Source organism: Microbulbifer sp. CnH-101-G (assembly GCF_052466775.1).
Map to the genome: position 1 here is coordinate 796,341 of NZ_CP174292.1, position 25,654 is coordinate 821,994.

Below are 25,654 nucleotides of genomic sequence, written 5' to 3' on the forward strand. Positions count from 1 at the left end.
CGGCCGTTTGCGATTTTGAGGGTGGGGCAGGGTGTCCAGTGAAGAACTACTAGCCGAGGTGGAGGAGCAGGTACTCGCCGATGTTGCGGCTGCCGAAACCGACGCGTCTGCTGATCTCCCCTCGGAAAGCCCGAATACCCACGAGAGTGAGGAGGGCAAGGGCCCTCTCGCGCTCGTATTGGGGGAAGCCTTTACCGACCTTCCACCGGACCTTTTTATTCCACCGGATGCACTGGAAGTTATCCTGGAGGCCTTCGAGGGCCCCCTGGATCTGCTGCTATATCTGATCCGCCGCCAGAATCTGGATATTCTGGAAATTAACGTCTCCGACATCACCCGCCAATATATGGCCTATGTGGATATGATGACGTCGATGCGTTTTGAGCTGGCGGCGGAGTATCTGGTGATGGCGGCAATGCTTGCGGAGATCAAGTCGCGCATGCTGTTGCCGCGTCCACCGGCAGCGGAAGAGGAGGAGGGCGAGGACCCGCGCGCTGCACTGATTCGTCGCCTGCAGGAATACGAGCGCTTCAAAACTGCCGCCGAGGATCTCGACGAGATCCCGCGCATGGGCCGCGATATCCATCAGGCCAGTGCCGAGGGGCCGGACCGCAATATCACCCGGCCCGACCCGGAGGTGGATCTCAAGGAGGTATTGGTGGCACTGGCAGACGTCTTGCGCCGCGCCGACATGTTTGAGAGTCACCAGGTAGAGCGGGAAAGGCTCTCCACTCGCGAGCGTATGACCCAGGTACTCGACCAGATTCGCCACGGGCAGTTTGTGCCCTTTGTGAGTCTATTCACTGCGGAAGAGGGGCGCCTCGGTGTAGTGGTGACTTTCCTCGCCGTGATGGAACTGGTTAAGGAGTCTTTGGTGGAGCTGGTGCAAAATGAGGCCTTTGGTCCCATTCATGTGCGCGCAGCCAGTCACAATCAAGAAGCTGGCGATGATGAGTTCAACGAAAGTGAGCGTGACTTCGATACTGGAGAATTGGAGGAGATGCCTCGTTTATCCGGTGATGAGGGCACTTTGAACAGTGATTTAACCGATGGCGATTTGGTCGACGGTGATTTGACCGATAAAGAGCCGCTCACTGCGGGGCAGGTGGAGCCCAGAGAAGAAGAGTTGGAAATAATAAAATGACAATCGCTCCGGAGTTACTGCGCAAAATCCTGGAGGGTGCCCTGTTAGCCTCGGCACAGCCCCTCAGTGAGGAAAAGTTGTTGTCCCTGATGGATGAGGAGGAGCGCCCCTCCGCCACAACCCTGCGGGATCTGCTCGGTGAGATTGCTGAAAGTTGTGCCGGGCGCGGCTTTGAGCTGAAAAAAGTGGCCAGCGGCTGGCGCTTTCAGGTGCCGGAAGATCTGGCCCCCTGGGTGAACCGTTTATGGGAAGAGAAGGCACAGAGGTATTCTCGCGCCACTCTGGAGACTCTGGCGATTATCGCCTATCGCCAACCGGTCACCCGTGGTGATATTGAGGAAATCCGCGGGGTTGCGGTCAGCTCCCAGATTGTGAGGACACTGTTGGATAGAGGTTGGATCAAGGTGGTTGGCCACCGCGATGTGCCTGGTAAACCCTCACTCTACGCAACCACCAGGGATTTTCTCGATTATTTCAATTTGTCCTCTCTGGATGATCTACCCACTCTGGCTGAGATCCGCGATATCGAGAGTTTGAATAAGATTCTCGAATCCGAGGGGTTGCCACCCGAGGAAATCGCTGCCGCACTCGCCGCCGAGGGGAGCGAGGCGCTTCCGGAGGGCGACGGGATGAGAGAGGAAACGGAAGAAGAGGCCGGCGCAATCGAAGATGAAGAGCGCCAAGGGTCTGATGAATTTCAAGAGGATGTCGATGCAGCGGAGGATGCCCGAGTCGCGGCAGCGCTTGAGGAAATCGCAGCGGAGGCCGATATTCAACTAAGGGCTGATGCAGAGCTGCCTGAGAAAGAGGCAGAAATTGCCGAAAGCGAAGAACCGGCGGTCGCTGAGTTGCCCGAAGCGGTGCATGAAGAGATCAGGGAAGAGGCGCCGGAAGATGAGTGGGAGTTGGTGCAGGCACAGCCTGAGAGCCCAGAGGTTTCTGAGCCTTTGAGTACCATCGAGGAGGAGCCAACTCCAAAAGAAGAACATGAAAGCGAAATTGAACAGGATGTCGAATACGGGGAGCCACAAGCCCCTATTGCGGCAACACTGCCGAAGAGCAGCCTGTTTGGTGATATCGATACTGAGGCTGCCGCCGATCAAGAGGAGCGAGGAAGCAGTGATGTCGATGAAGATTCCCAAGATGTAGTGCAAGCGGAAAACACCACCCCATGAGTGATGGCACCTCGCCAGCAGGCGAAAAATTGCAAAAAGTATTAGCGCGCAGCGGCCTCGGGTCGCGGCGTGAAATGGAGCGCGCGATCGATGCGGGTCGCGTGACGGTCAACGGAAAAGTAGCGGAACTCGGCGAGCGGGTTACCGGCGAAGATCATATCGAATTTGATGGCCAGGGTTTGCCCTCCAGTGCGGAAAACCGCTGCCGGGTAATTCTGTACAACAAGCCTGTCGGAGAGATTTGCTCACGCCACGATCCGGAAGGGCGCCCTACGGTTTACGATCGACTGCCCCGACTGAAAACTGGCCGCTGGATTTCCGTGGGCCGCCTGGATTTCAACACAAGTGGTCTGCTGCTGTTCACCAATAGCGGTGAGCTGGCCAACAAATTGATGCACCCGTCGTCGGTGATCGATCGCGAATACCTTGTGCGCATCCAGGGGGATGTGGACGAGGAGATGAAGCGGCGCCTGCTGAAAGGCGTGCTGCTGGACGACGGCTCTGCGCGCTTTACCGATATCGTCGAGAGTGGCGGCGAGGGCAAAAATCGCTGGTTTTACTGTGTGGTGATGGAAGGGCGCAACCGCGAGGTACGTCGCCTGTGGGAGTCCCAGGGCGTTCGTGTAAGCCGCCTAAAGCGGGTGCGCTACGGCAGTGTATTTATTCCCTCCCATGTGCGCGTGGGCCAATGGATTGAGATGGAGCCCAGGGAAATCGATGACCTGTGTATAACCGCCGGCCTGCCCAAGCTGGGGCAGCGTCCGCTGACCCAGGGGGAAAAACAGACCCTGGAACGCCAGCGACGCAAGTTGCGCAAGTCTCCGGTACCGGCACAGCGGCGCAATAAGTCCTGAGATTTTTTTGCGTTTTTCATAGAAAAAGCCCGCCTTGAGCGGGCTTTTTTTGTAGCTGGGTAAAAGTTTTGGCCTATGGCTGATTTTCCTTTTGCTGCTCCTTTTGATCTTCATTTTCTGGAGTTTCCCCGGCCTCTTCCTGCTGCTGGTTCTGCATCTCTGATTGCACCCCTTGGGGGCCTCCGCCCATGGCATCGTCCACATCGGAGGGGATGTCGGATACCGAATTACTAGTATCGCTATTTCCCCCTTCTTTGGCTCCCTCGGTCTTGGCGCTGGACTCCATCAGCTGTTTGAGCTTTGCCAGTCCCTGCTCATAGGACTCGCCCACCATTTTCTTTATGGCCAGTCCCATCCAGCGCTCCCTGGGTCCACCCCCTGTGTCGGTGTTAAAGCTCCAGACAACCTGGGTGCCGCCGTTTTTAGGGAGCAACTTGAACTCGGCTGTGGCTTCACTGCCATCGCCGAAATTCAGTTTGTTGAGCACTATTGAGTTTGGTGTACTGGCGGTGATGGTCTGGGTTCCTCCGCCCTCGTTGGAGTTTTCCCCGCGCCAGCTCATGGTTGCGCCGACCCCCGTCTCTGGACCGCTGTATTGGTACTCCATGGCGGGGTCAATATGTCTCCAGGGAGACCAGCTGTTGAACTTGCGATAGTTATTGACGTAGGGGAATACGTCCTGGGGCGGTCTGTCGATATAGACACTGCGCTCCAGTGAGACTTCGCGGGGAAACAGATAACCGGCCAGGAACAGCAGTATCAGGAATACCAGGATATAGAGTATCCAGCGCATAGCGGGGCCCTTTGCAAATTTCGGGGCCTAAAACCCCGACCGCCGGCGAATTACCGACGCCAGTCAAGGTTATAGCAGTTTCTCTGCGGTTTAATCGTCGCTGAGGTGGATAAGCGGCAGCTTGATTTCGACGCAGAGGCCGGCACCGGCATAGTTGCGCGCAGTAATGCTGCCACCGTGATGCAATATCGTGCGCTGTGCGATAGCCAGTCCCAGACCAAAGCCGCCACTCTCGCGGGTGCGGGCGCTGTCTGTGCGGTAGAAGGGGCGGAATATCGCCTCCAGATCGGTTTCGTCCACCCCGGAGCCAGAGTCGATCACGGAAATGCTGCAGCTATCGGCGGACTCCTGTACCAGTACCCGCACCAGTCCATGGCTGGGGCTGTATTTGATGGCGTTGCGCAGGATATTTTCCAGTGCTGCGGTCAGGGAGCTGCCGCGAGTAGCCACTAAAAGCTCTTCGCCACTGGCACTCATGTCAAAGCCGAGGTGTTTTTCCGCCGCTTCGATATGCAGGTCGTCAATTAGGGCTGAGAGGAGGCTGTTAAGCTCGACTACATCATCCAGTGGGCGCTGCTCCTGATTGCTGACCGGCAGGGAGAGAACGTCGGCAATAATATCCTCGAGATAGTCCGCCGCTTTGCCGATCTTATCGAGCTCAGTATCGAGCCCCGCCACCTGCTTCTGGCGGGCGATGGCCAGGGCCACTTGCAGTCGCGCCAAGGGGGAGCGCAACTCGTGGGAGACGTCTTTGATCAGGCGACGCTGCTCTGACATGGACTCCTGTAGCTGAGCGGTCATGGAATCGAAGTCCAGCGCCAGGTCGGTCAGCTCATCGTTGCGGCTGCGCAGGCTGGGAGCGACCCGATAATCCAATTCACCGGCGGCAACCCGCTTGGTGGCGGCGCGCAGCTGTTCCAAGGGGCGGCTCAGGTAGGTGGCCAGCCAATAGCAGGCGATACCGGAGGCGATCATGGAGAGCAGCAACATGGGCCAGAAATTGCGCCACAGGAATCGCAGCAATAGTCCCTCTTTGCTATCTCCGGCAACCAAGGCGATTCGTAGCGGGTCACCAGTGCGTAGTGGCAGGAAAAAGCCGACGGTGGGTTTGTTGTCCACCAGCATATGGGCTTCGCGATTGCGGTAGTCGAGGCTGTTAATCAGCGGTGCCATACTCTGTGGCACCGGCCGTCCCAACAAGTCATTGCCCTCGCTGTCCACCGCGTAGACTCGTCGTTTGACTTTCTTGGGCGCGCGCTCCAGCCAATGCTGAAATTGCTCGGGTCCGTGGCGGCGGGCGATACGCATGTTGCGCATCACCTCTCGAAACAGTGCGGGGCCTTCCCAGCGCTCCTCCTGGCGGGGGTCGCCAAATTCGCCAAAGTGGGTAATGTAAATGGCGGCAACCACCATCACCATGGCGGTGATCCATGCGCCAAAAAACATTTTCCAGAAAAGGCTGCGCATCTTGATACTACCTACTGCTTGGCCTGGGTGAGCATGTAACCGGCGCCTCGGATATTGATGATCAGATCGCGGCTGGCGCCTTTATCCGCGAGTTTCTTGCGAATGTTACTGACATGTACATCGATGGAGCGGTCGTAGGGCATCAGCTTGCGTCCCAGGGCACTCTCGGTGAGCACCTCTTTACTCACTACATCCCCAGCGTTTTGCACCAGTACCTTGAGCACGGAAAATTCGGCGCCGGTCAGGGATAGGGCCTGCTCGCCCCAGTAGGCCTGGTGCTCGGCTGGCAGCAGGCGCAATTGGCCGCTACTGAGGCTGTCGTCATCGTCCTCTACTTCGACCCGGCCGCGACGCAGGATAGCCCGCAGGCGCGCTGCCAGCTCGCGGGGGTTGCAGGGTTTAGGGAGATAGTCATCGGCGCCCATCTCCAGGCCCACGATTCGATCCACGGTATCTCCCTTGGCGGTCAGCATAATGACCGGCAGGGAGCGGCTGGTGGGTGAAGCCTCTTCCCGAAGTTTGCGCAATACATCAAAACCGTTGTGCACCGGCAACATCACATCTAATACCAGCGCATCAAAATGCTGACTCTGGGCCAATTCCAGTCCGCGGCCGCCATCATTGGCGGCGGTTACATCGAAGCCCTCCCCGGTAAGGTACTCACTCAGCAGATCGGTTAATTCTGTGTCGTCGTCGATTAGAAGGATGCGGCTCATGGCGTTCTCTCAATTACTGTGGGGCCATTATATGCAAAGCACTGGCGCTAGTTATCGCCGCTTATCCGGCTTTTTACCGTTCTTAACAAATGTTTACCGCAGTTTGCCCCTGTTTACACAGGCCCGACTTACTATGAAATCACTGAATACAAACGTGAGGACGGAGTGATGAAAAACTGGAAACTAGTGCTGAGTAGCCTGGCTCTGGCCGGCGTAATGGCGGCCCCTGCAGCTACTATGGCGTTTGGCGCAGAGGAAGGCCATCACAAGCGCGGATTTGAGCATATGGCGCGTAAGCTGGAGCTGACCGAGGGCCAGAAAGCCCAGTTAAAGGCTAACAGAGATAGCAACAGTGAAAGCAGGAATGCCCAGCGCCAGCAGTTACAAGAGCTGCGCAAGCAAATTCATACTGCCCTGGAGAGCGGTGCAGACCAGGCCACCCTGGACCAGCTCGGGGCAGAATTGGGTAAGTTACAGGTTCAAAAAATGCAAAACCACTTCCAAATGCGCCAGCAGTTCGAAGCGATCCTCACCGATGAGCAGAAAGCCAAATTTGAAGAGTTGAAAGAGCAGCGCAAAGAGCGCCGTGTAAAGTGGCGTGAGGAACGCCTTGAGCGCCGCACCACAGAAAGCTGATCCTCCCAAATCGCAGACTCCTTGTGCGATCCGCCGGGCGCACCCTTCCCCAGAGGCCCGGTCGGTTCATAACCCTTTGCCCCCACAATTATGGGGGCTTTTTTGTGCCGAGGCACAACCTTGGTCAGCTTGCCGTGCCCCGCCATTGCTGGGAGAATACGCCGCCCCGCCAATAAGTATCTAGTGTGGCCCGGTTTGGGCGAAGAGGAATGACTGTGAGCAAAATCGGCTTGTTTTATGGCAGCGACGAAGGCAATACCGAATCTATAGCCCTGCGCATCCGCGCCCGCCTGAGAGAGGAGCGGGTAGACCTGTTTGATATTGCCGATGTTACCCAATTAGAGATTGCCAACTACGAGCAGCTGATTTTCGGTATTCCTACCTGGGACTTTGGTCAGATTCAATCCGACTGGGAAGAGTTCTGGGAGGATGTGCAGGAAATAGATTTCAGTGGCAAGACGGTGGCGTTGTTTGGCCTGGGCGATCAGTTCGGTTACGGCGATTACTTCCTAGATGCGATGGGCATGCTACATGATGTGATTGTCGGTCGAGGGGCGGCCATTGTCGGCTTGTGGTCGACAGAGGGCTATGAATTTGAGGCTTCCAAGGCGGAAATTGAAGGCGAAGGCAAATTTATGGGCCTCGCTATCGATGAAGACCAGCAGGAAGAGCTGACTGCCGAACGCCTCAACCTCTGGTGCAAACAGATAGCCGACGAGTTTAACCTTGAGGGCGGTGCCGCCAGTGTCGTCGAGTTGGATGACTAGTTACTTATGCCGCTGACGATCCCCTTTAAAGAATTCTGGCCCTGGCTGACTGAACATCCCAATTGCATTCTCCGGGCCGGTACCCCGGAGAGCGTCGTTTATGATGATGATGACTATTACTGGCGTTTTGCTGAGGAAGATACTCGGACACTACTGGTGCAGGTGATGCGCGGCAAACGCCCGGTAGCGGAGTTCTTTATTGAGCCCTCACATATTGCGTCTGTACAAGTGGGCCCAGGGGAAAGGGGAGAGTATAACTTCGATTTGATGACCGAAATCCATGGGCAGCTGCAGGTTATTTATTATTTTGTGCTGTCACATGGTTTGGATGAGCCGGTGAGTTCAGTTGAGGAGCCCTCCCATACTTCAGGGCAGCTTCATTAAAAGATCGTTTCTTTGTGAAAGCACCAATTGATAGCTCAACTGGTGCTGGAAAGTCCGGGGGGTATTAGCTTATTACTAGTTTGCAGTTGGCTGTTTTTCTACTGACCCAACACCAATGTGCTTATCAAGAAAAGCTAGCAGTTCTGTATAAAGTCTCATATTGTTTTCCTCGCTATAAAACCCGTGCCCTTCATTGGCGACAATAAGGCTTTTTACGGGCTTTCCTTCTTTCTCGAGCTTTTCCAATAGCTCCTCTGCATGCTCAACGGGCACTCGTTCATCTTTCTCACCATGAATAATAAACAAGGGAATATTGAGTTTATCGGTGTTGTGGATTGGGGAGTTTTCCTTTAAAAAGTTCTTATCTTTACTCAGCTCCCTATTAAGGTAGGCTAACCCTCTATCACGACGTTTGATATCCCCTTTCTTGTACATCATCTCCAAGTCATAAACACCCACATAGCCAACCGCACATTTATACAGGTCTGGATATCTGATCGGGTTCATTAGGGCAGAGTAGCCCCCAAAGCTGGCACCGTAAATACAAACTTTTCTTGGATCTGCATAGCCTTTTTCTACTGCCCAATGAACGGCGTCGGCTATATCCTTTTGAATTTTTCCTCCCCACTCTTGCTCTCCGGCAGTGTAAAAGTGGTCGCCGTATCCTGTTGAGCCACGAAAGTTTACCTGGAGAACCAAGTAGCCATTTTGGGAAAGTATTTGTGCTTCTTGGTCATATCCCCAGTAGTCACGGGCATGGGGGCCTCCATGTGGTACTACTACCATAGGCAGATTTTTAGTTTGTCCTTTGGGGAAAGTCAGATAGGTGCCTATTCTCATGTTGTCCGTGGTGACAAATGAGTCCGCTTGCATTGAGTTTAGAGTTTCAGGGGCAAGCCATTCTGATGATGATAATAGAAAATCTACTTTCTTAGTCTTCAAATTTGCTAAGAAATAATCCCCTGGGAGCCGATCTCCATATACTCTTAATATTCCTAGAGAGCCGTCATCGGTAAAGCTTGTAAAGTTGATTCTGTAGCCTTCAAAAGCTTTCTTTAAGCCTCGAAAATAAGCTGCAAATCCATTGCCTTCATCAAAAAAGTATTCTTCAGGAAAATCAGGGTGTAGATAGACTCCGATGGGGTTGTCATTTATGGGGTGGTAAATTATTCCGCTAATATCGGAGATTTCGTGGGAAAATATCGGGGTTATTGTGTTTGTTTTTTTGTTAAATTTAACTAGTTGCTCAGTACTGTTAGGGCGATCTATCTCAAAATAGAATTCACCAGTATCTAAGTCTCCCCCTTTTGGCCAGCCGTGAGCTAGGAGAGAATTCTCTACTTTCTTCCATCCTTTTTTTGATTTTTCGTATATTTCATAATCTCCTTTTCGATTACTGCCAGTTGCGAAGACTACATTGCCATGATCATCGGTGTGAGCCCGGCCAACCTGCGGTAGCCCTGTTATTCTGGTTTTAACGCCGTTATAAATGTTTACCTTGAGAATTTCCCCTGTTGTTTCCCAATTATTGGACCATGGATATGTGGAAAGCAAAATTTCACTTTTGTCTTCGGGAAGGAGATCAATAATTGTGGCATGTGCATAGGTTGCTTTGGCTCTTTTTAAACGGGTTCCAGTTTGAGTTTCACTTGCTAGGTATCCAAAGATGTTTTTCTTCTTGGAGCCATCTACATTTACAGCGAATAGAGTGCCGTAATAAATAGGCATCTCCAAAGCGGCTTTTCGTGATACGACTTTTGCTACAACTCTTTCATTGTTGGCCCAATAAAAGTCACCAACTTCATCCTTACCTTTGAATCGAAGGCCTCCGGTGATTTTTCGGTCTTTGAGGGATATAAAAAGTAAGACTCTCTCGTCATTATGGTTTTTTCTTATGGCTAGATGGGTGCCCTCTGGAGATATTTTCACCTCCTCAATTTCTATATGGCGTACTAGGTCGGATAAGGGTACTTCGGTGCTAAATGCGAAAAGTGGCCACAGAAAAGTGAAAAATAATAGAAGCCTGCGCATATATAGTCCTTGTGTCAAAAGCTCGTAATTATGCGCGTTAAGGTTATGGATGCAAATGGTTAGGGCGGGCTCCAAAATATCGCCCTAACCCAAAAAGGCATAAAAGTAAAGTTAATTTATAGCCAAATCCTGACTCTCCCGCTCAGGCTTATGCTGATCAAACCAGTACAAAATAGAGGCCACTTTCGCAATCATCTGGCTGGGCCTCGCGGCAATACTGTGAGAGGCGCCTGGAATTCGTACCATTGCCGCTTCCACATCGTTCAACTTTAGTGCCTGGTAAAACTGCTCTGTTTCAGACATGGGTGTGCGGTAGTCCTCCTCTCCGGTAAGCAGCATAGTTGGCGTAGTGACATTGCCCACATAAGTCAGCGGTGAGCGGCGGCGATATTCCTCCGGTTTTTCCCAGGGCATACCTGAGAACCAGTATTTGGTAAAGAACCTGGAGTAGTCAGCAGTTAAAACGAAGCTCTCCCAGTTGATTACCGGTTTGGCAACTACTGCTGCGCGGAATCGATCGGTTTTGCCGATAATCCAGGCTGTCAAGGTGCCGCCGCCGCTGCCGCCGGTAACGAATAATTGCTTCTCATCGATATAACCCTGATCAATTACTGCATCGACGCCGGCCATTAAATCGTCGTAATCCTGGCTCGGGTAATTGTGGTGAATCAGGTTGGCAAATTCATGCCCATAGCTGGTGGAGCCCCGTGGGTTTGTGTAGAGAACTACATAGCCGGCGGCGGCAAAAAGTTGCACCTCGGCGGCAAACCGGGGGCCATAGTTAGAGAAGGGCCCACCGTGAATTTCCAACAGCAGGGGATATTTTTTCTTCGGGTCGAAGTTAGGCGGGTAGGCGACCCAGCCCTGTATATCGCGGCCATCGAAGCTGGACTTGTAATGGATCTCCTCCACGTGGGCCATATTGCGCAGCGGCATCACATCGTTATTGAGGCTAGTCAGCGCTTTTACTTTGCCATTTTGGGCCAAAGCCAGCTCTGCCGGATGCTGCGGATTGGTTTGCGTGTAAGCAATAGCGCCGCGTTTGGATGTGGCAAAGTGAGTGCCCGAGTAGGGCCGCCCCAGCGATAGACCGCCAGCATCTCTGGCGACTAAAGTGTCACTGCCACCGATTTTTTTAATGGCAATTTTTGTGGAGCCCTGATCGTCGTAGCTGTAAGCGATGCGCTTGCTGTCTCCGAGCCAGTTGAAGCTGGAGATACTGCGGTCTTTAGCGGTTTGCACTTTACGAGACTCGCCGCTGTCGAGGTCGATGATGCGCAGGCTGTGTTGTTGGTACCCAAGCCGTTGATCCTCGAATCCTAGGTAGGCAAGCTTTTTACCATCGGGGGAAATCTGCGGATGGTGATCGGGCCCGAATCTTTCGGTGATCTGCTCGATGTCGCCATCCTTGAGATTTACTCTATAAATTTCAGAGTTCATCAATTCGATCTCGTGATCGGGGTGACGATTTGCAGAAAAATAAATGGCGTCGTTGTTTTTGCTCCAGGCGAGACTACTGTCGTGATCGAACTCACCGTTGGTAAGCTGACGCGGCGTACCGCCCTCGCGGGGAGTGACAAATACCTGGGTGTGCCCCTGTTTGAGGTAACCCATACCGTTCGCGCGATAAATACTGCGGTCGATAAACTGGTGCGGCTTTGCCCACTCGGCGCCCTCGGGGGCACCGGGTAGTTCAACCGGGAGCGGTTTACTCTCTGGCACAAACATGGTGAAGGCAATTTGTTTGCCGTCTCGTGACTGCTGAATATTTGAAGGGGATTTTGGCAGGTGGGAGATCTGCAGATTTTAGCCGTTGTCGAGCCACAATAGGTGGATCTGGGGGCTGCCGCTGCGGGAACTGATAAAGGCGATTGTTTTACCGTCCGGGGATAGGCGCGGCGAATAATCAGAGTAATCCCCAGAGGTCAGTGGGCGGTGGTTTTTGCCATCGGCACTGATGCGCTATAGGTTTGTCCGCTTGTTGTCCGCCATTTTGTTTATGGAGTTGCGGACGTAGTAAATACTCTTTCCGTTGTTGCTGAACTGAGGGTCGCTGGCATACTCGAGATTGAATACATCCTCATAGCTGAAGTTAGTGGGTTGATCTTTAGCGAGGGCAGGACTGGCGATTAATATCGCCGCGGCTATTTTCGATAGTCTGTTCATGATCTGCGGGCTCCTCCATTTTGTTATCGGAAGGAGCATACCGCAGAGGCAGTTGGTTAGGAGGCGAATAAGCCGATCCGTGTATTTAGTGGGATAGTCCGTGCAATTAATAAATAATTATCGTCTGGGGCAGTTAGCTCAGGTTAGAAGCTCCCTAAGTACTTCCCGATAGATTTCCTTAAGTATATCCAAATCGTCGGCTTTGACTCTCTCATCAACTTTGTGAATAGTGGCATTGACCGGCCCCAGTTCCACTACTTGCGCTCCTGTTGGAGCGATAAAGCGGCCATCGGAAGTGCCCCCGGCCGTCGATAATTCTGTTTCCTTTCCTGTGATTTTTTGAATCGCTTGCTCTACAGCGTGAACCAGTGGACCCTCGGCCGTGAGGAAGGGGTGCCCGGACAAATTAAAGTTCGCTTCATATTTTAAGTTGTACTTATCCAGGATTGCTCGGGCACGGGCCTCCAGTTTTTCGGCATTGGATTCTGTAGAAAAGCGCCAGTTACAGAGCAAATCTACCTCACCGGGAATCACATTGGTTGCTCCTGTACCTCCGTTGATATTGGAAACCTGGAAGCTGGTGGCGGGGAAAAATTGGTTGCCCTGATCCCACTCTTCTGCGGCCAGTTCAGCGAGTGCTGGGGCCAAATTGTGAATTGGGTTTTCCGCCAGATGTGGATAGGCCACATGTCCCTGCACGCCGAAGACTTTCAATGCAAGGCCCAGGGAGCCGCGTCTTCCGTTTTTAATAATATCGCCGACGCGCTCGCTGCTGGAGGGTTCACCGACAATACAGCAGTCTATTTTTTCTCCCTGCTCCTCGAGCCACTCAACGACTTTGACTGTGCCATTGATTGCCGGCCCCTCTTCGTCGCTGGTGATCAAAAAGGCGATGCGACCGCTGTGATCGGGGTGCTGGTGGATAAACTCCTCGCAGGCCACCACCATTGCTGCCAGTGAACCCTTCATGTCGGCCGCACCGCGACCATACAAAAAGCCATCGCGGATTTGTGGCTCGAAGGGCGGGCTGCTCCAGTTTTCCTCCGGCCCGCTCGGCACGACATCCGTGTGACCGGCAAAGGCAAGCAGAGGGCCTTTACTTTGCCCGTTGCGCACCGCCCAAAAATTATCGGTATCGCCACGGTGCAGCTTTGCCACTTTGAACCCGACTTTTTCCAGTCGCTCAATCATCTGATCCATACAGCCTGCATCTTCGGGGGTTACGGAGCGACGGCGGATAAGGTCAAAGGTCAGTTGCAGTGTGGGGGTCACGGAATAATCCTTTTAGTTGATGAGGTGCGCTGTTATTGGAATTTATGCAGATGGAGAGTGGGCGGGGCCGGGGCCCCGCAGGGTCAGGTTTTAATTGCTGTGCAGTGCTGCATTCAACTCAATGGCGCTCTTATTCGTTAGGCATTCAACGGCGCCATTGGTGGAATTTCTGCGGAACAGCAAGTCGGATTTTCCGGCCAGTTCGCGCGCTTTGATATGCTCGACCAGTTTGCCGCTGTCATCTAGCAGGGCTACCTTAGTTCCGGCGGTGATATATAAACCCGCTTCTACGGTGCAACGATCCCCCAGGGGAATGCCGATACCGGCGTTGGCGCCAAGCAGGCAGTTGTCACCCACGGAAATCACTATGTTTCCGCCGCCGGAAAGGGTGCCCATGGTGGAGCTGCTGCCACCCAGGTCGGAACCAGCGCCGACAAATACGCCCGCTGAGATGCGGCCCTCGATCATCCCTGGGCCCTCGGTGCCCGCATTAAAGTTGACGAAGCCCTCGTGCATGATGGTGGTGCCCTCGCCGAGGTAAGCGCCGAGGCGTACACGTGCGGTGTGGGCAATACGCACGCCCGTGGGAACCACGTAGTTGGTCATCTTGGGGAACTTGTCGACGCAGGCAACTTCCAGGTGCTCTCCGTTCAGGCGCGCTTCCAGTTGGCGCTGTGGCAGCTCGTCCAGGTCGATTGCGCCCTGATTGGTCCAGGCCACATTGACCAGTTTGCCGAAGAGACCTTCGAGATTGGTTTCGTGGGGTTTTACCAGGCGGTGGGAGAGTAGCTGCAGCTTCAAATAGGCTTCCGGTACCGTCTGCGGTGCCTCGTCGCTGGAAAGTACAACGACAATCAGCGGTCGGTGGCTGTTGGCGAACTGCTGCAGGATCTCCGCCTGTTCGCCCGCTCCGGCGCTGTGCAGTTTTTCAGTGAGGCTGTGCAGCAGGGTCGCGTCGAGGGGCAGGCTGTGATTGCCGCCGTCGATATGCAGGGTCTCAGTTACCGCTTTGGCTATTTCTGCACTGGGTTTGAACAACGGTTTTGGGTAAAAGACTTCCAGCCAGTCGCCCTTGCTATTGCAGGTGCCAACGCCAAATCCGATGCTGTAGATATCACTCATTTTTTTCTCCTAGTTGGCTTGGCCGGTAAGCGCGGCGAATTCTTGCTCTTTAAAACCAAAGCGAGTAGTGCCGTCTGAGGTGGCCACCGGGCGCTTGATCAGGGTGGGGGTCTCGTTGGCAAGGATTAAAGCGCTGTCGTTATCCATCGTATTTTTCTGTGCTTCGCTCAGAGCGCGCCAACTGGTGGAGCGGCGATTCAGTACTTCCTGCCAGCCAAATTCATTCATCCAGGCTTTTAGGGGCACATTGTCCATGCCGTCTTCACGGAAATCGTGAAATTGATAGTCGACCCCATTCTTTTCCAGCCACTTGCGGGCTTTTTTTACGGTGTCGCAGTTTTTAATGCCGTACAGAGTAATCACAGTTACGCCTTTTTGGTTTTCTTGGGGTTTTTGCGGTTGGGGTAGCAGGTGGTGCAGATTTCGCAGACGGTGCCGTCGCAGCCGCGCGCGGAACAGTACTCGCGGCCATAGAAAATAATCTGTAGGTGCAATTTATTCCACTTTTCTCTGGGGAACAGCCTTTTTAGGTCTTTCTCGGTCTGGGTGACATTTTTACCGTTGGTGAGTCCCCAGCGCTGCGCTAAGCGATGAATATGAGTGTCCACCGGGAAGGCCGGGTGGCCAAATGCTTGGGACATCACCACACTGGCGGTCTTGTGGCCGACACCGGGCAGGGTTTCCAGGGCGGCCATATTTTCCGGCACTTTACTGTGGTATTCGTTGACAAGAATTTGCGACAGCTTGCTGATGGCTTTGGATTTCTGCGGTGATAAACCGCAGGGGCGGATAACCGCCTGGATATCCTCCACGGGCACCAGTGCCATATCCTCGGGGTTGTCGGCCAACTGCCAGAGAGCGGGGGTGACTTGGTTGACGCGCTCATCGGTACACTGTGCCGAGAGTAGTACGGCAACCAACAAGGTGTAGGGGTCTTTGTGGTCGAGCGGAACCGGGGTCTGCGGATAGAGTTCTTCCAGGCGCTGTAGAATAAAATCCACGCGCTCTTGTTTGAGTAAGTTTTTTACTGCCATTCTCGTCTGTGCCTGGGTGGGGGCTCCTGGGTTGCGGTGTCTGTTGGATTAATTTGGTTGTCAGTTCTACCGGCAAAATTCTTTGATGCGCTCTGCCGCTTCCACGCACTCTTCTAATGTGGCCACCAAAGCCATGCGCACATACTCGCTGCCGGGGTTCACTCCCTCGCTCTCGCGAGCGAGGAAAGAGCCGGGCAAAACCGTGATATTTTGCTGGCGGTACAGCTCGCGGGCAAACTCCTCCCCGTTGCCGACACGGGGCCACAGGTAAAAGCTGGCCTGTGGCTTTTGTACTTCTAGGCAGCCGTCGAGAATATCGAGCACCGCGTCGAACTTCTGTCGGTAGAGTGCGCGATTTCCGCGCACATGCTCTTCATCCTGCCAGGCGGCAATGGAGGCGTACTGGTTGGGCAGTGGCATGGCGCAGCCGTGGTAGGTGCGATAGAGCAGGAATTTATCCAGCAGTTGAGCATCGCCGGCGACAAACCCGGAGCGCAGTCCCGCCAAATTGGAGCGCTTCGACAGGCTGTGAAAAACCACACAGCGACGATAGTCGCTCCGGCCCATTTGTTCGCAGGCTTGCAGCAGTCCGGCCGGCGGCGCGCTCTCGTCGAAGTAGAGTTCCGAGTAGCACTCATCCGAGGCGATGGTGAACTCGTAGCGGTCTGCCAGCTCGATGAGCGTTTGCAATTCGTCGATCTCCAGCAGGGCGCCAGTGGGGTTGCCCGGTGAGCAGAGATACAGTAGTTCACACTGCTGCCACACCGATTCAGGCACGGAGCCGAAGTCTGGTTTGAAGCGATTGTCAGCGAGGCAGTTGATAAAGTACGGCTCGGCGCCGGCCAGCAGGGCGGCTCCCTCGTAAATCTGGTAGAAGGGGTTGGGCATCAGCACTTTACTGCCCGGCGTGACCATAGCCTGTGCGAAGGCGAACAGCGCTTCGCGGGTGCCATTCACCGGCAACACCTGGGTGTCGGCGCAGACCTGTGCGAGCTGAAAGCGGGCGCATAGCCAGTTGGTAATCGCCTGGCGCAGTGTTTCCAGGCCTTTTGTGAGCGGGTAGGCGGCGATTTTATCCAGGTGCGCGACCAGCTCCCTCCGCACGAATTCAGGCGGCTCGTGTTTCGGCTCACCGATGGAGAGGGCGATATGGGGTTTGCTCGCCGGCTGCAGGCCCGCTTTCAGCGCCTGTAGCTTGGAGAAGGGGTAGGGCTGCAGCTTGTCCAGGTTTGGATTCATAGCGTTCTTATCCGCTCGTCATTGGTGTTATTGCGGCGCTGTGTGGTCGTCCAGCTCTCGGCAAATGGCCTGCTCCAGTGCGCGATTGGTCTCGGCGTTACTGAGTGCGTGACCCTCGGCATCGGTGATATGGAAAATATCCTCTACCCGCTCCCCGAGCGTGGAGATTTTGGCGTTGTGCAGGCGCAGATCGTGGGTGACAAAAGTGCGCGCAATCAGCGCGAGCAGGCCGGGTCTGTCGGCGCTAGTGATTTCCAGTGTGCTGTATTGGTCGCCCGTCTCGGTAGACAGGTGCGCGCGGCTCTCCAATGAAAACATCTTCAGGCGCCGCGGGGTACGCCGCTGGATCACCTTGGAGTAGTCCTCCACTAAGGCCAGCTCTTTTTGCAATGTCTCGCGAATTTGCTGTAGGCGCTGGGGCTCGTCGAGCAGGGGTTGGCCATATTCGTCCAGCACGTAAAAAGTATCCAGGGTGTAGCCGGAGGCCGAGCTGTACAGGCGCGCATCGTGCACATTCAGGTTGAGCATATCGAGCCCGGTGACGACGGCGGCGAATACATTGGCGCGGTCGGGGGTGTAGACAAAAACCTGGGTGGCGCCATCGTGCTCGCCGGGGCCCGAGTTGCGGGTCAGCACCAGGGTGTCGCTGGGCATTAGCGGGCTGTTGCTGTGCAGCTCGTGAATGGCCGCGGTGTGCCAGACGATGTTGTCGGCGCTCTCGCGCACAAAATAGTCGTCGCCCATCTGTGCCCAGATGTTTTCCATAGAGGCTTCCGGCAGCCCGAGGGCGCACAGTTTTTCCAGCGCCAGGCTGCGGGTTTCCTCGATAATTTCCTCGCGGTCGATGGGGTTCTCCAGGCCGCGGCGCAGGGCGTGCTGGGTGGCCTGGTAGAGCTGGCGCATCAGGCTGGCCCGCCAGCTGTTCCAAAGCTCTGGGTTGGTGGCGTTGATATCCGCTACGGTCAGGGCGTAGAGGTAGTCCAGGTGTTCGCGGTCGCCCACTTCGCGGGCGAAAGCGTGCACCACTTCCGGATCACTGATGTCTTGTTTCTGCGATACCTGGCTCATCAATAGGTGCTTTTCCACCAGCCAGCAAACCAGGCGGCGGTCGCGCGCCGGCAGCTGGTGGCGCTCGCAAAACTCGGCGGCGTCCACCACGCCCAGCTTGGAGTGGTCGCCGCCGCGACCCTTGGCGATATCGTGGTAGAGGCCGGCGATATACAGCAGTTCCGGTTGTCGCAGTCGCTTGAGAATTTCTGCGGCGATGGGGAATTTCTCGCGTGCTTCGGGGCCGCGAAAGCTGCGCATATTGCGCACCACCTGCAGGGTGTGAGCGTCCACGGTGTAGATGTGGAAGAGGTCGTGCTGCATCTGCCCGGTGACGCGACCGAACTCCGGCAGGTAGCGTCCAAGAATACCGTAGCGGGTCATACGCGACAGCTGTGTTGAGAGTCCGCGCGCAGAGCGCAGCAACTCCATAAACAGCTCGCTGTTGGCGGGGTCCGAGCGAAAGTGCTCGTCGATCAGGTGGCGGTGCTCGCGGATCAGGCGGATGGTTGAGGCGCGTACCCGTGTGATTTGTGGGTGTCTGGCCATCAGCACAAAGATCTCCAGCAGCGCTGGGGGGTGCTGATTGAACACCTGTGGGTAGCTGGCTTCAATAGCCCCGCCGCGCAGCTGGAAGCGCTCATTGATGGGGGTGGCAGTTTGCTCGCCACCCTGCTGGATTGCCTCGCCCAAATACTGCAGCAGTACATCGTTGAGTTCGCGCAGGGCCATTACGATGCGGTAGTAGTTGTGCATAAACTGCTCAACCGCCAGCTGGGTGTCGCTATCTTCATAGCCAAACTGTTTGGCCAATTCTCTCTGGTAGTCGAACAGCAGCCGCTCCTCGGCACGTCCGGCGAGAAGGTGCAAGCCATAGCGCACTCGCCAAAGATAGCTCTCGCCAGACTGGAGGATGGCGAATTCCTCCTCGGTGAAAAAGGCCTTGCCCTGCAGCTGTCTGAGCGTGCGCACCCGAAAGAAATACTTGGCGACCCAGGCGATGGTCTGGATATCGCGCAGCCCGCCGGGAGAGTTCTTGATGTTGGGTTCGAGAATATATTCCGCGGCCTGCTGGCGGTTGTGGCGCTCATCTTGCTCGGCCAGTTTGGCGCTGAAAAAGTCCTCGGTAGACCAGAGCTTGCCGCCCTCCATGCCGGCGGCAAGTTGTTCCCCGGGTTTGCTATCGCCGACCACTGTGCGGGATTCGGTGAGGTTGGTGATGACAGTGATGTCCTCGGCGGCCAGTGTCAGGCACTCCTCTACGCTGCGCACCGAGTGGCCGATCTCCAAGCCTAGATCCCAGAGGAAGGTGACGAACCGCTCAATGCTGTCGATGGTTTCTTCGTCGGCGCATTCCTCGGTGAGAATCAGTAGATCGATATCGGAATGGGGGTGTAGCTCTCCTCGGCCATAACCGCCTACGGCCATCAAGCTGGCGCCCGATTTCCAGTGGTACTGATGCCAGGCATAGTGCAGCAGGCAATCGACAAAGAGCGCGCGCTCATGCACCAGGGTGGCCACATCCTCGCCCTCGCGAAAACGCTCAGCCATCTGGTGCTCGGCCGCACCTATCGCATCCTTGAAGATCTGCAGGGGCGGTTTTTCACGGGCGGCGAGATCGCGGCGAAAGCGGGCTTGGTCGAAGAAGAAAAGAGGGCGCTCGAAGTAGGGCGTGTTGACCGGCTGCATGACTGAGGTCCGTTTGGCTGTACCCCGCCGTGGGGCGGAGCTGTGCATCTTTATTTAGAAGCGGGAGGAACTTGTGGTTAAAACTTTTCCTCGCTGCGCGCGGTCAGCACCTCGACCCCGCTGCTGGTGACCACCATGGTGTGCTCCCACTGAGCCGACAGGCGGCGGTCCTTGGTGACCGCGGTCCAGCCATCGCCGAGAACGCGGGTGGCAGCCTTGCCGGCATTGATCATCGGTTCAATGGTAAAGGTCATGCCCTCCTGCAAAATCTCGCCGGTTCCGGGTTGACCGTAGTGCAGCACCTGGGGCTCCTCGTGAAAGACATCGCCGATACCGTGGCCGCAGAAGTCGCGCACCACAGAGTAGTAGTTCTTCTCGGCGTGTTGCTGGATCACGTGGCCGATATCACCGAGGCTGGTGCCCGGACGCACTATCTCAATGGCCTTGTACATGCATTCTTGGGTGACACGCACCAGTCGCTCGGCGTGTGCGGCGGGCTTGCCGACGAAGAACATCTTGCTGGTGTCGCCGTACCAGCCATCCTTAATCACGGTGACATCAATATTGATGATGTCGCCCTTCTTGAGCACTTTGCTCTCAGAGGGTATCCCGTGGCAAACCACCTCATTGACCGAGGTGCAAATGGACTTTGGGAAGCCCCGATAGCCGAGGCAGGCGGGGATGGCCTTCTGCACATTGACGATATGGTCGTGGCAGCGGCGGTCCAGTTCTTCCGTCGTGACGCCAGGGACCACATACTCGCCAATCATCTCCAGGACCTCTGCGGCGAGGCGGCCCGCGGTGCGCATTTTGGCAATTTGTTCCGGCGTCTTTATGGCTGAGGTCATGCGTGTCCTTAAGTCTATCTGTGAAGGCGGGCATTGTAGCGGATTGCCGGCGGCGGGGCATAGCGCCAGCGAGTGGCGCTAACTAAGGAATCCACAGGCGCAGCCTTTCTCACCATATTTATTCCCGTTCTTCACTCGGCCGCGTGGTTGTGGTATAAAGCGCGCCGCTCCGGAGTGCTTCCGGGGCGGAAATGCCGCACACGCATCGACACATGTGTCTGGGTGCCTCGAGAGGGGTTGACGCATGGGATGTGTGGAGGACTAACCCGTATATTTAGAGGTTTATTATGCCGCAAGTAAGCATGCGCGATATGCTGCAGGCTGGTGTTCACTTTGGCCACCAGACCCGCTACTGGAACCCGAAGATGGGTCAATACATCTTTGGTGCCCGCAACAAGATTCACATCATCAACCTGGAGCACACTGTTCCGGCTTTTAACGAAGCCCTGCAGGTGGTCAAGGGGATGGCCGCTCAGAAGAAAAAGATTCTGTTCGTAGGCACCAAGCGCGCCGCACAGAAATCTATCAAAGAGCAGGCCGAGCGCTGTGGCCAGCCTTTCGTCAGCAACCGCTGGCTGGGCGGTATGCTCACCAACTACAAAACCATCCGCGCGTCCATCAAGCGTTTCCGCGAGCTGGAAGTTCAGTCTCAGGACGGTACTTTCGAGAAGCTGACCAAGAAAGAAGCTCTGATGCGCACCCGCATGATGGAGAAACTCGACCGCTCCATCGGTGGTATCAAGGACATGGGCGGCCTGCCCGACGCGATCTTCGTAATCGACGTTGAGCACGAGCGCATCGCGATTCAGGAAGCTAACAAGCTGGGCATCCCGGTAATTGGTGTTGTCGATACCAACAGCGATCCCGCTGGTGTTGACTACGTGATCCCCGGTAACGACGATGCTATCCGTGCCATCAAGCTGTACACCACTGTTGTGGCTGACGCAGTTCTGGCCGGCGCAGCGGAAGCTGGCAGCGCGGTGAACAAAGACGAGTACGTCGAAGCTAGCGATGACGAAGCTGCTGCAGAGTAATTTGCAGGGCGAAGTGGTGTAGCGGAGTAGCGTTACATTGCGAACTTAAAAAGGGGCCCGGATTACGGCCCCTTTTTTCTAACTTTAAGTGACAGAACCCCGAGGAAAAAATCATGGCGATTACCGCGTCAATGGTAAAAGAACTGCGCGAGCGTACCGGCCTGCCGATGATGGAGTGTAAGAAAGCACTCACCGCAGCGGATGGCGATATCGAAAAAGCGATCGAAGACCTGCGCAAAGCCTCCGGCCTGAAGGCTGCCAAGAAAGCTGGCCGCACCGCTGCAGACGGCGTTGTTGCTGCAAAAGTTGCCGAAGACGGCAGCTACGGCGTATTGGTAGAAGTGAACTCCGAAACCGACTTCGTAGCTCGCGACGATAACTTCCAGGCTTTTGTTGCCAAGGTTGTCGATAAAGCATTTGCCGAGCGTCAACAGGACGTAGCCGCCCTGATGGAAGGTGACCTGGAAAATGCTCGCGAAGCACTGGTTCAGAAAATCGGTGAGAACATCGGCGTGCGTCGAATCCAGTTGGTCGAAGCTCCGGTTGTGGGTGCCTACGTACACTCCAACAATCGAATCGCCGCTCTGGTAGCTCTGAGCGCGGGTGAGGTTGAACTGGCGAAAGACGTTGCTATGCACGTAACCGCGGTAAACCCTCAGGTGAACAAGCCTGAAGATATGCCTGCTGACGTCCTGGAAAAAGAGAAGGACATCATCAAGGCCCAGCCCGATATGGAAGGCAAGCCGGCTGAAATCGTTGAGAAGATGATGGGCGGTCGTATCAAGAAGTTCCTGAAAGAGAACAGCTTGGTGGAGCAGCCTTTCGTTAAGAATCCAGACGTGAGCATTGGCAAGCTGGTTAAAGACGCCGGCTCCGACGTAACTTCTTTCGTCCGCTTTGAAGTGGGTGAAGGTATCGAGAAAGAAGAGGTGGACTTCGCTGCGGAAGTAGCGGCACAGGTTAAATCCTCTTCCTAATTGATAACAGTGAGTGCCCTGAGTGCTCACTTGCGGTGGGGTGCCTCCGCTGGAGCCTGTGTGCTTGCAGCGGGGCACCCCTCTGTGTAAATGACAGAAAGTGTTGTAATGTTCGGCGGCAATACTTGGCCACTAAACAGGTACATTTGAGAGGACCAACGAATGCCCGGTATTAAAGACCGCAAATATAAAAGAATTCTGCTGAAGCTCAGCGGCGAAGAGCTGATGGGTGATCAGGGTTTTGGTATCAGCCCTAAAGTGCTGGACAAAATGGCCCTGGAGATTGGTCAGCTGGTGGGTATCGGCGTTCAGGTTGGACTGGTTGTAGGCGGCGGTAACCTATTTCGCGGTGCGGCCCTAAGTGCGGCTGGGCTCGATCGTGTGACTGGCGATCATATGGGGATGCTGGCTACGGTAATGAATGCGCTGGCTCTGCGCGATGCGCTGGAAAGATCCAATATTTCATCGCGGGTAATGTCCTCTATCCAGATGAGCGGAATTGTGGATCACTATGACCGCCGCGCGGCAATTCGTTACCTGGAGCGCGGCGAAGTGCTGATTTTTGCCGCTGGTACCGGTAATCCATTCTTTACTACTGATTCTGCTGCCTGCCTGCGCGGCATTGAAATTGAGGCGGAGTTGGTGCTAAAAGCCACTAAGGTGGACGGTGTTTACTCGGCCGATCCGGTGCTGGACCCCACCGCAACCCGCTATGACCAGCTGACTTATGACGAAGTGCTCGATAAAAAACTTGGAGTGATGGATTTGACTGCGATCTGTCTCTGCCGCGAGCACAATATGCCCGTGCGGGTATTCCGTATGGATAAAACCGGCGCGCTGCTCAATATTGTCGTGGGCGGCGAGGAAGGCACGCTAATCGAAGAGGAAGTGAAATCGTGATTGAAGATATCAAAAAAGACGCTAAGACTCGTATGAGCAAGGCGCTCGACGCACTAGCCAATAATTTCAATAAAATCCGCACCGGCCGTGCGCACCCGAGTATTCTCGACGGTATTCATGTTTCCTATTACGGTTCAGATACTCCACTATCTCAGGTTGCCAACGTCACCGTTGAAGATGCGCGCACCTTATCGGTTACCCCTTGGGAGAAAAACCTGGTTCCGGATATCGAAAAGGCGATTATGAAGTCCGATCTGGGCCTAAACCCCAGCACTGCTGGAGCGGTTATTCGTATTCCGATGCCTATGCTGACCGAAGAGACCCGCAAAAACTTTATTCGCCAGGCTCGCGGTGAGGCTGAGACTGCTCGGGTGTCTATCCGCAATATTCGTCGCGACGCACTGGCTGAGGTGAAGTCCCTGGTCAAGGATAAGGAAATCTCCGAGGATGACGAGCGTCGTGCTAGTGACGATGTCCAAAAAATCACAGATCAGTTCGTGGCGGATGTCGATAAGGCGCTCACGGCCAAAGAAAAAGATCTGATGGAAATTTAATGGGTAATAGTGGTACCGACTTGAACTCCCTCGGCCCCCGACACATCGCCATTATTATGGATGGCAACGGGCGCTGGGCCGCCCGCAGGGGGCTCTCGCCCTCGGCGGGGCACAGGGCAGGAGTTGAGCGCATACGCGATCTTCTGTCCGCGTGCAGGAGTCGCGGTGTTGAGGCGCTGACGCTTTTCGCTTTTTCCAGCGAAAACTGGCAGCGTCCTCCAAAGGAAGTGGAACTGTTGATGACCCTGTTTCACTCCTATCTGCGCAAGGAAGCTAGGCGTATGCGTGATGAAAGCGTGCGTTTGCGAGTGATAGGGCGCAGGGACCGCTTTTCGTCGCGCTTGCAGCGCGCCATTGCGGAAGCGGAAGAGATTACCCGTGGCGGCGACCAGGGTGACCTGGTGATTGCGGCTGATTACGGCGGTCGCTGGGATATTGCCCAGGCGGCAAGACGGCTTGCGGAAGAGGTGGCCAATGGTGAGCGCACTCTCGATTCGATCGATGAGGATGCCATGGATAGCCAAATGCAGCTCACCGATTTGCCGCCGGTGGATCTGTTGGTAAGATCCAGCGGCGAGCAGCGTATCAGTAACTTTATTCTCTGGCAGGCCGCCTATAGCGAGTTATTTTTTACTGATACGCTTTGGCCGGATTTTGATGAAAATGCCCTTGATGAGGCGATAGAAGCATTTCAGCAGCGTGACCGGCGATTTGGTGGGCGCGCTGAAGATGATGGCACGGCTGTGCAGGCCTGATAGGGATCGGGCCAAATGCGCGGCCATTTTTTTGTCCGCGAATAACTTTTAGGAATATTACACCGGGGCGCTCAAGGTCGCTGAAAGATAGCAGGCGGAGTGTGGGTCCAGATGAAAGGGGTTTTCGGTGCTTAAACAAAGAATAATTACTGCGCTGGTATTGCTAGCACTTTTCGCTGGAGTTTTGTTCCTGCTACCAATTCAATGGTACACGCTGATTTTCGTCGCGGTGATATTGCTCGGTGGTTGGGAGTGGGCCAACCTTTCCAACCTCAATCGCGCACTGCGTTTTGTCTTTCTCGCCGCACTAGGTGGAACCCTGGTTTTCACCGCTGAATATGTTTTTTCTATGGATTTCAGCTCTCCGGATATTGACCGGGCACGCCAGATATTGGCGATCGCTTGCGGTTGGTGGGCGCTCGCTTTCCTGTGGGTCCAGAGCTATCCAGCCAGTGCCATGCTCTGGGGGAACCGCTGGGTGCGGGGTCTGATTGGGCTGGTGGTGCTGGTGCCCAGCTGGCTGTCGCTGGTGATTTTGCGAGGACTCGATCACGGTGCCTGGTTGGTTTTATACGTTGTCGCTATCGTTGTAGCCGCCGATGTGGGCGCTTACTTTGTCGGTCGCAAGTTCGGCAAGCGCAAATTGGCCCGAGAAGTGAGTCCCGGTAAATCCTGGGAGGGCTTTTTTGGCGGTTTGGGCGCTTGCCTGATACTTGCTCTTGTCACTTCCTATCTGTTTGATCTTCCGCTCAAAAACACAGTGTTGTTTTCTTTTGGTGTGCTGGTGACCGCGCTTGCCTCGGTGATTGGCGACCTGTTGGAGAGTATGTTCAAACGACACCGGGGTATTAAAGACAGCAGCCATATGCTGCCGGGGCACGGTGGTGTTATGGATCGCTTGGATAGCCTCACTGCGGCTCTGCCGGTCTTCACTATGGCAGCGCTCGCTAGCGAGCTGCCTAAATACCTGTAAATAACTATCTGTAAAAAAGTACCTGTAAATAAGCACCTGTAACAGGTACGCCACTCTTCAATCTATATCTGTGATTT

General features: G+C 54.9%; 24 protein-coding genes and 1 pseudogene. 12 read left to right on the forward strand and 13 right to left on the reverse strand.

What is annotated here, in order from left to right; all coding sequences use genetic code 11:
- Nucleotides 1–31: 31 nt before the first annotated feature.
- The 3 genes and pseudogenes from ACJJID_RS03660 to rluB form a co-directional block, all read left to right on the forward strand.
- A pseudogene (locus tag ACJJID_RS03660) lies at nucleotides 32–928 on the forward strand (segregation and condensation protein A); the annotation flags it as partial.
- Between the two features lie 212 nt (nucleotides 929–1,140).
- On the forward strand, nucleotides 1,141–2,319 hold the full coding sequence (gene scpB, locus ACJJID_RS03665) for an SMC-Scp complex subunit ScpB (protein WP_444921531.1): 1,179 nt from the start codon (nucleotides 1,141–1,143) through the stop codon (nucleotides 2,317–2,319).
- Nucleotides 2,316–3,173 (forward strand): 23S rRNA pseudouridine(2605) synthase RluB, encoded by an 858-nt coding sequence (rluB, locus tag ACJJID_RS03670; RefSeq protein ID WP_152452443.1) that lies wholly within the window; start codon nucleotides 2,316–2,318, stop codon nucleotides 3,171–3,173. Before scpB ends, rluB begins: the two co-directional genes overlap by 4 nt.
- A 73-nt stretch (nucleotides 3,174–3,246) precedes the next feature.
- Here rluB and ACJJID_RS03675 read toward each other — a convergent pair whose 3' ends face one another.
- From ACJJID_RS03675 to ACJJID_RS03685, 3 genes are all read right to left on the reverse strand, one after another.
- Nucleotides 3,247–3,966 carry an SRPBCC family protein gene (locus ACJJID_RS03675; protein WP_444921532.1) on the reverse strand — a complete coding sequence of 240 codons (720 nt, stop codon included), beginning with the start codon at nucleotides 3,964–3,966 and terminating at the stop codon, nucleotides 3,247–3,249.
- A gap of 90 nt (nucleotides 3,967–4,056) precedes the next feature.
- Nucleotides 4,057–5,433: an ATP-binding protein gene (locus ACJJID_RS03680; protein WP_444921533.1), complete on the reverse strand. Its 1,377-nt coding sequence runs from the start codon at nucleotides 5,431–5,433 to the stop codon at nucleotides 4,057–4,059.
- An 11-nt stretch (nucleotides 5,434–5,444) separates the two neighbouring features.
- Complete coding sequence (locus ACJJID_RS03685; protein WP_444921534.1) at nucleotides 5,445–6,149, reverse strand: response regulator; 705 nt, start codon at nucleotides 6,147–6,149, stop codon at nucleotides 5,445–5,447.
- Nucleotides 6,150–6,317: 168 nt separating this feature from the next.
- On the opposite strand from ACJJID_RS03685, the gene ACJJID_RS03690 reads away from it, so the two are divergent.
- The 3 genes from ACJJID_RS03690 to ACJJID_RS03700 all read left to right on the forward strand — a co-directional run bounded on the left by ACJJID_RS03690 (nucleotide 6,318) and on the right by ACJJID_RS03700 (nucleotide 7,936).
- Nucleotides 6,318–6,785 carry a Spy/CpxP family protein refolding chaperone gene (locus ACJJID_RS03690; protein WP_444921535.1) on the forward strand — a complete coding sequence of 156 codons (468 nt, stop codon included), beginning with the start codon at nucleotides 6,318–6,320 and terminating at the stop codon, nucleotides 6,783–6,785.
- A 215-nt stretch (nucleotides 6,786–7,000) separates the two neighbouring features.
- Nucleotides 7,001–7,552 (forward strand): flavodoxin, encoded by a 552-nt coding sequence (locus ACJJID_RS03695; protein WP_444922602.1) that lies wholly within the window; start codon nucleotides 7,001–7,003, stop codon nucleotides 7,550–7,552.
- A gap of 6 nt (nucleotides 7,553–7,558) precedes the next feature.
- Nucleotides 7,559–7,936 carry a hypothetical protein gene (locus ACJJID_RS03700; RefSeq protein ID WP_444921536.1) on the forward strand — a complete coding sequence of 126 codons (378 nt, stop codon included), beginning with the start codon at nucleotides 7,559–7,561 and terminating at the stop codon, nucleotides 7,934–7,936.
- A gap of 75 nt (nucleotides 7,937–8,011) precedes the next feature.
- Here the strand turns inward: ACJJID_RS03700 and ACJJID_RS03705 are convergent, their stop codons facing one another.
- The 10 genes from ACJJID_RS03705 to map all read right to left on the reverse strand — a co-directional run bounded on the left by ACJJID_RS03705 (nucleotide 8,012) and on the right by map (nucleotide 20,384).
- On the reverse strand, nucleotides 8,012–9,967 hold the full coding sequence (locus ACJJID_RS03705; protein ID WP_444921537.1) for an alpha/beta hydrolase family protein: 1,956 nt from the start codon (nucleotides 9,965–9,967) through the stop codon (nucleotides 8,012–8,014).
- A 111-nt stretch (nucleotides 9,968–10,078) separates the two neighbouring features.
- Complete coding sequence (locus tag ACJJID_RS03710) at nucleotides 10,079–11,695, reverse strand: S9 family peptidase (RefSeq protein WP_444921538.1); 1,617 nt, start codon at nucleotides 11,693–11,695, stop codon at nucleotides 10,079–10,081.
- A gap of 234 nt (nucleotides 11,696–11,929) precedes the next feature.
- A complete protein-coding gene (locus ACJJID_RS03715) occupies nucleotides 11,930–12,133 on the reverse strand; it encodes a hypothetical protein (protein WP_444921539.1) in 204 nt (67 codons plus the stop codon).
- A gap of 138 nt (nucleotides 12,134–12,271) precedes the next feature.
- The gene (gene dapE, locus ACJJID_RS03720; protein ID WP_444921540.1) at nucleotides 12,272–13,405 is read right to left on the reverse strand and encodes a succinyl-diaminopimelate desuccinylase; all 1,134 of its coding nucleotides are present in this window, start codon (nucleotides 13,403–13,405) and stop codon (nucleotides 12,272–12,274) included.
- 90 nt (nucleotides 13,406–13,495) lie between these two features.
- Nucleotides 13,496–14,527 carry a 2,3,4,5-tetrahydropyridine-2,6-dicarboxylate N-succinyltransferase gene (gene dapD, locus ACJJID_RS03725; RefSeq protein ID WP_444921541.1) on the reverse strand — a complete coding sequence of 344 codons (1,032 nt, stop codon included), beginning with the start codon at nucleotides 14,525–14,527 and terminating at the stop codon, nucleotides 13,496–13,498.
- A 9-nt stretch (nucleotides 14,528–14,536) separates the two neighbouring features.
- Entirely contained in the window at nucleotides 14,537–14,890 is a 354-nt protein-coding gene (locus ACJJID_RS03730) for an ArsC family reductase (protein ID WP_444921542.1), read from the reverse strand.
- Between the two features lie 2 nt (nucleotides 14,891–14,892).
- Nucleotides 14,893–15,561, reverse strand: coding sequence for an endonuclease III (gene nth / locus ACJJID_RS03735; RefSeq protein ID WP_152452466.1), 669 nt, complete (start codon nucleotides 15,559–15,561; stop codon nucleotides 14,893–14,895).
- Nucleotides 15,562–15,627: 66 nt separating this feature from the next.
- Nucleotides 15,628–16,800 (reverse strand): succinyldiaminopimelate transaminase, encoded by a 1,173-nt coding sequence (dapC, locus tag ACJJID_RS03740; RefSeq protein WP_444921543.1) that lies wholly within the window; start codon nucleotides 16,798–16,800, stop codon nucleotides 15,628–15,630.
- Between the two features lie 27 nt (nucleotides 16,801–16,827).
- A complete protein-coding gene (locus tag ACJJID_RS03745; protein ID WP_444921544.1) occupies nucleotides 16,828–19,536 on the reverse strand; it encodes a [protein-PII] uridylyltransferase in 2,709 nt (902 codons plus the stop codon).
- 77 nt (nucleotides 19,537–19,613) lie between these two features.
- Entirely contained in the window at nucleotides 19,614–20,384 is a 771-nt protein-coding gene (gene map / locus ACJJID_RS03750) for a type I methionyl aminopeptidase (protein ID WP_152452472.1), read from the reverse strand.
- A 287-nt stretch (nucleotides 20,385–20,671) separates the two neighbouring features.
- Here map and rpsB point away from each other — a divergent pair, with 287 nt between their 5' ends.
- From rpsB to ACJJID_RS03780, 6 genes are all read left to right on the forward strand, one after another.
- Complete coding sequence (rpsB, locus tag ACJJID_RS03755; RefSeq protein ID WP_152452474.1) at nucleotides 20,672–21,418, forward strand: 30S ribosomal protein S2; 747 nt, start codon at nucleotides 20,672–20,674, stop codon at nucleotides 21,416–21,418.
- A 113-nt stretch (nucleotides 21,419–21,531) separates the two neighbouring features.
- On the forward strand, nucleotides 21,532–22,395 hold the full coding sequence (tsf, locus tag ACJJID_RS03760) for a translation elongation factor Ts (protein WP_444921545.1): 864 nt from the start codon (nucleotides 21,532–21,534) through the stop codon (nucleotides 22,393–22,395).
- A 162-nt stretch (nucleotides 22,396–22,557) separates the two neighbouring features.
- Nucleotides 22,558–23,295, forward strand: a complete 738-nt coding sequence (pyrH, locus tag ACJJID_RS03765) for a UMP kinase (protein ID WP_152452478.1) — start codon at nucleotides 22,558–22,560, stop codon at nucleotides 23,293–23,295.
- Entirely contained in the window at nucleotides 23,292–23,849 is a 558-nt protein-coding gene (frr, locus tag ACJJID_RS03770; RefSeq protein ID WP_444921546.1) for a ribosome recycling factor, read from the forward strand. Before pyrH ends, frr begins: the two co-directional genes overlap by 4 nt.
- A complete protein-coding gene (gene uppS / locus ACJJID_RS03775) occupies nucleotides 23,849–24,604 on the forward strand; it encodes a polyprenyl diphosphate synthase (protein ID WP_444921547.1) in 756 nt (251 codons plus the stop codon). Before frr ends, uppS begins: the two co-directional genes overlap by 1 nt.
- 127 nt (nucleotides 24,605–24,731) lie before the next feature.
- Nucleotides 24,732–25,577 (forward strand): phosphatidate cytidylyltransferase, encoded by an 846-nt coding sequence (locus tag ACJJID_RS03780; protein WP_444921548.1) that lies wholly within the window; start codon nucleotides 24,732–24,734, stop codon nucleotides 25,575–25,577.
- Nucleotides 25,578–25,654: the final 77 nt, after the last annotated feature.

What these genes read in the sequence shown, in the direction of transcription:
- rpsB (WP_152452474.1), top strand. Translation starts at nt 20,672, where the DNA reads ATGCCGCAAGTAAGCATGCGCGATATGCTGCAGGCTGGTGTTCACTTT.
- dapC (WP_444921543.1), bottom strand. Translation starts at nt 16,800, where the DNA reads ATGAATCCAAACCTGGACAAGCTGCAGCCCTACCCCTTCTCCAAGCTA.
- ACJJID_RS03690 (WP_444921535.1), top strand. Translation starts at nt 6,318, where the DNA reads ATGAAAAACTGGAAACTAGTGCTGAGTAGCCTGGCTCTGGCCGGCGTA.
- ACJJID_RS03675 (WP_444921532.1), bottom strand. Translation starts at nt 3,966, where the DNA reads ATGCGCTGGATACTCTATATCCTGGTATTCCTGATACTGCTGTTCCTG.
- ACJJID_RS03710 (WP_444921538.1), bottom strand. Translation starts at nt 11,695, where the DNA reads ATGTTTGTGCCAGAGAGTAAACCGCTCCCGGTTGAACTACCCGGTGCC.
- nth (WP_152452466.1), bottom strand. Translation starts at nt 15,561, where the DNA reads ATGGCAGTAAAAAACTTACTCAAACAAGAGCGCGTGGATTTTATTCTA.
- ACJJID_RS03700 (WP_444921536.1), top strand. Translation starts at nt 7,559, where the DNA reads ATGCCGCTGACGATCCCCTTTAAAGAATTCTGGCCCTGGCTGACTGAA.
- scpB (WP_444921531.1), top strand. Translation starts at nt 1,141, where the DNA reads ATGACAATCGCTCCGGAGTTACTGCGCAAAATCCTGGAGGGTGCCCTG.
- ACJJID_RS03715 (WP_444921539.1), bottom strand. Translation starts at nt 12,133, where the DNA reads ATGAACAGACTATCGAAAATAGCCGCGGCGATATTAATCGCCAGTCCT.
- ACJJID_RS03685 (WP_444921534.1), bottom strand. Translation starts at nt 6,149, where the DNA reads ATGAGCCGCATCCTTCTAATCGACGACGACACAGAATTAACCGATCTG.
- map (WP_152452472.1), bottom strand. Translation starts at nt 20,384, where the DNA reads ATGACCTCAGCCATAAAGACGCCGGAACAAATTGCCAAAATGCGCACC.
- dapD (WP_444921541.1), bottom strand. Translation starts at nt 14,527, where the DNA reads ATGAGTGATATCTACAGCATCGGATTTGGCGTTGGCACCTGCAATAGC.
- pyrH (WP_152452478.1), top strand. Translation starts at nt 22,558, where the DNA reads ATGCCCGGTATTAAAGACCGCAAATATAAAAGAATTCTGCTGAAGCTC.
- ACJJID_RS03745 (WP_444921544.1), bottom strand. Translation starts at nt 19,536, where the DNA reads ATGCAGCCGGTCAACACGCCCTACTTCGAGCGCCCTCTTTTCTTCTTC.
- tsf (WP_444921545.1), top strand. Translation starts at nt 21,532, where the DNA reads ATGGCGATTACCGCGTCAATGGTAAAAGAACTGCGCGAGCGTACCGGC.
- ACJJID_RS03705 (WP_444921537.1), bottom strand. Translation starts at nt 9,967, where the DNA reads ATGCGCAGGCTTCTATTATTTTTCACTTTTCTGTGGCCACTTTTCGCA.
- rluB (WP_152452443.1), top strand. Translation starts at nt 2,316, where the DNA reads ATGAGTGATGGCACCTCGCCAGCAGGCGAAAAATTGCAAAAAGTATTA.
- uppS (WP_444921547.1), top strand. Translation starts at nt 23,849, where the DNA reads ATGGGTAATAGTGGTACCGACTTGAACTCCCTCGGCCCCCGACACATC.
- ACJJID_RS03680 (WP_444921533.1), bottom strand. Translation starts at nt 5,433, where the DNA reads ATGCGCAGCCTTTTCTGGAAAATGTTTTTTGGCGCATGGATCACCGCC.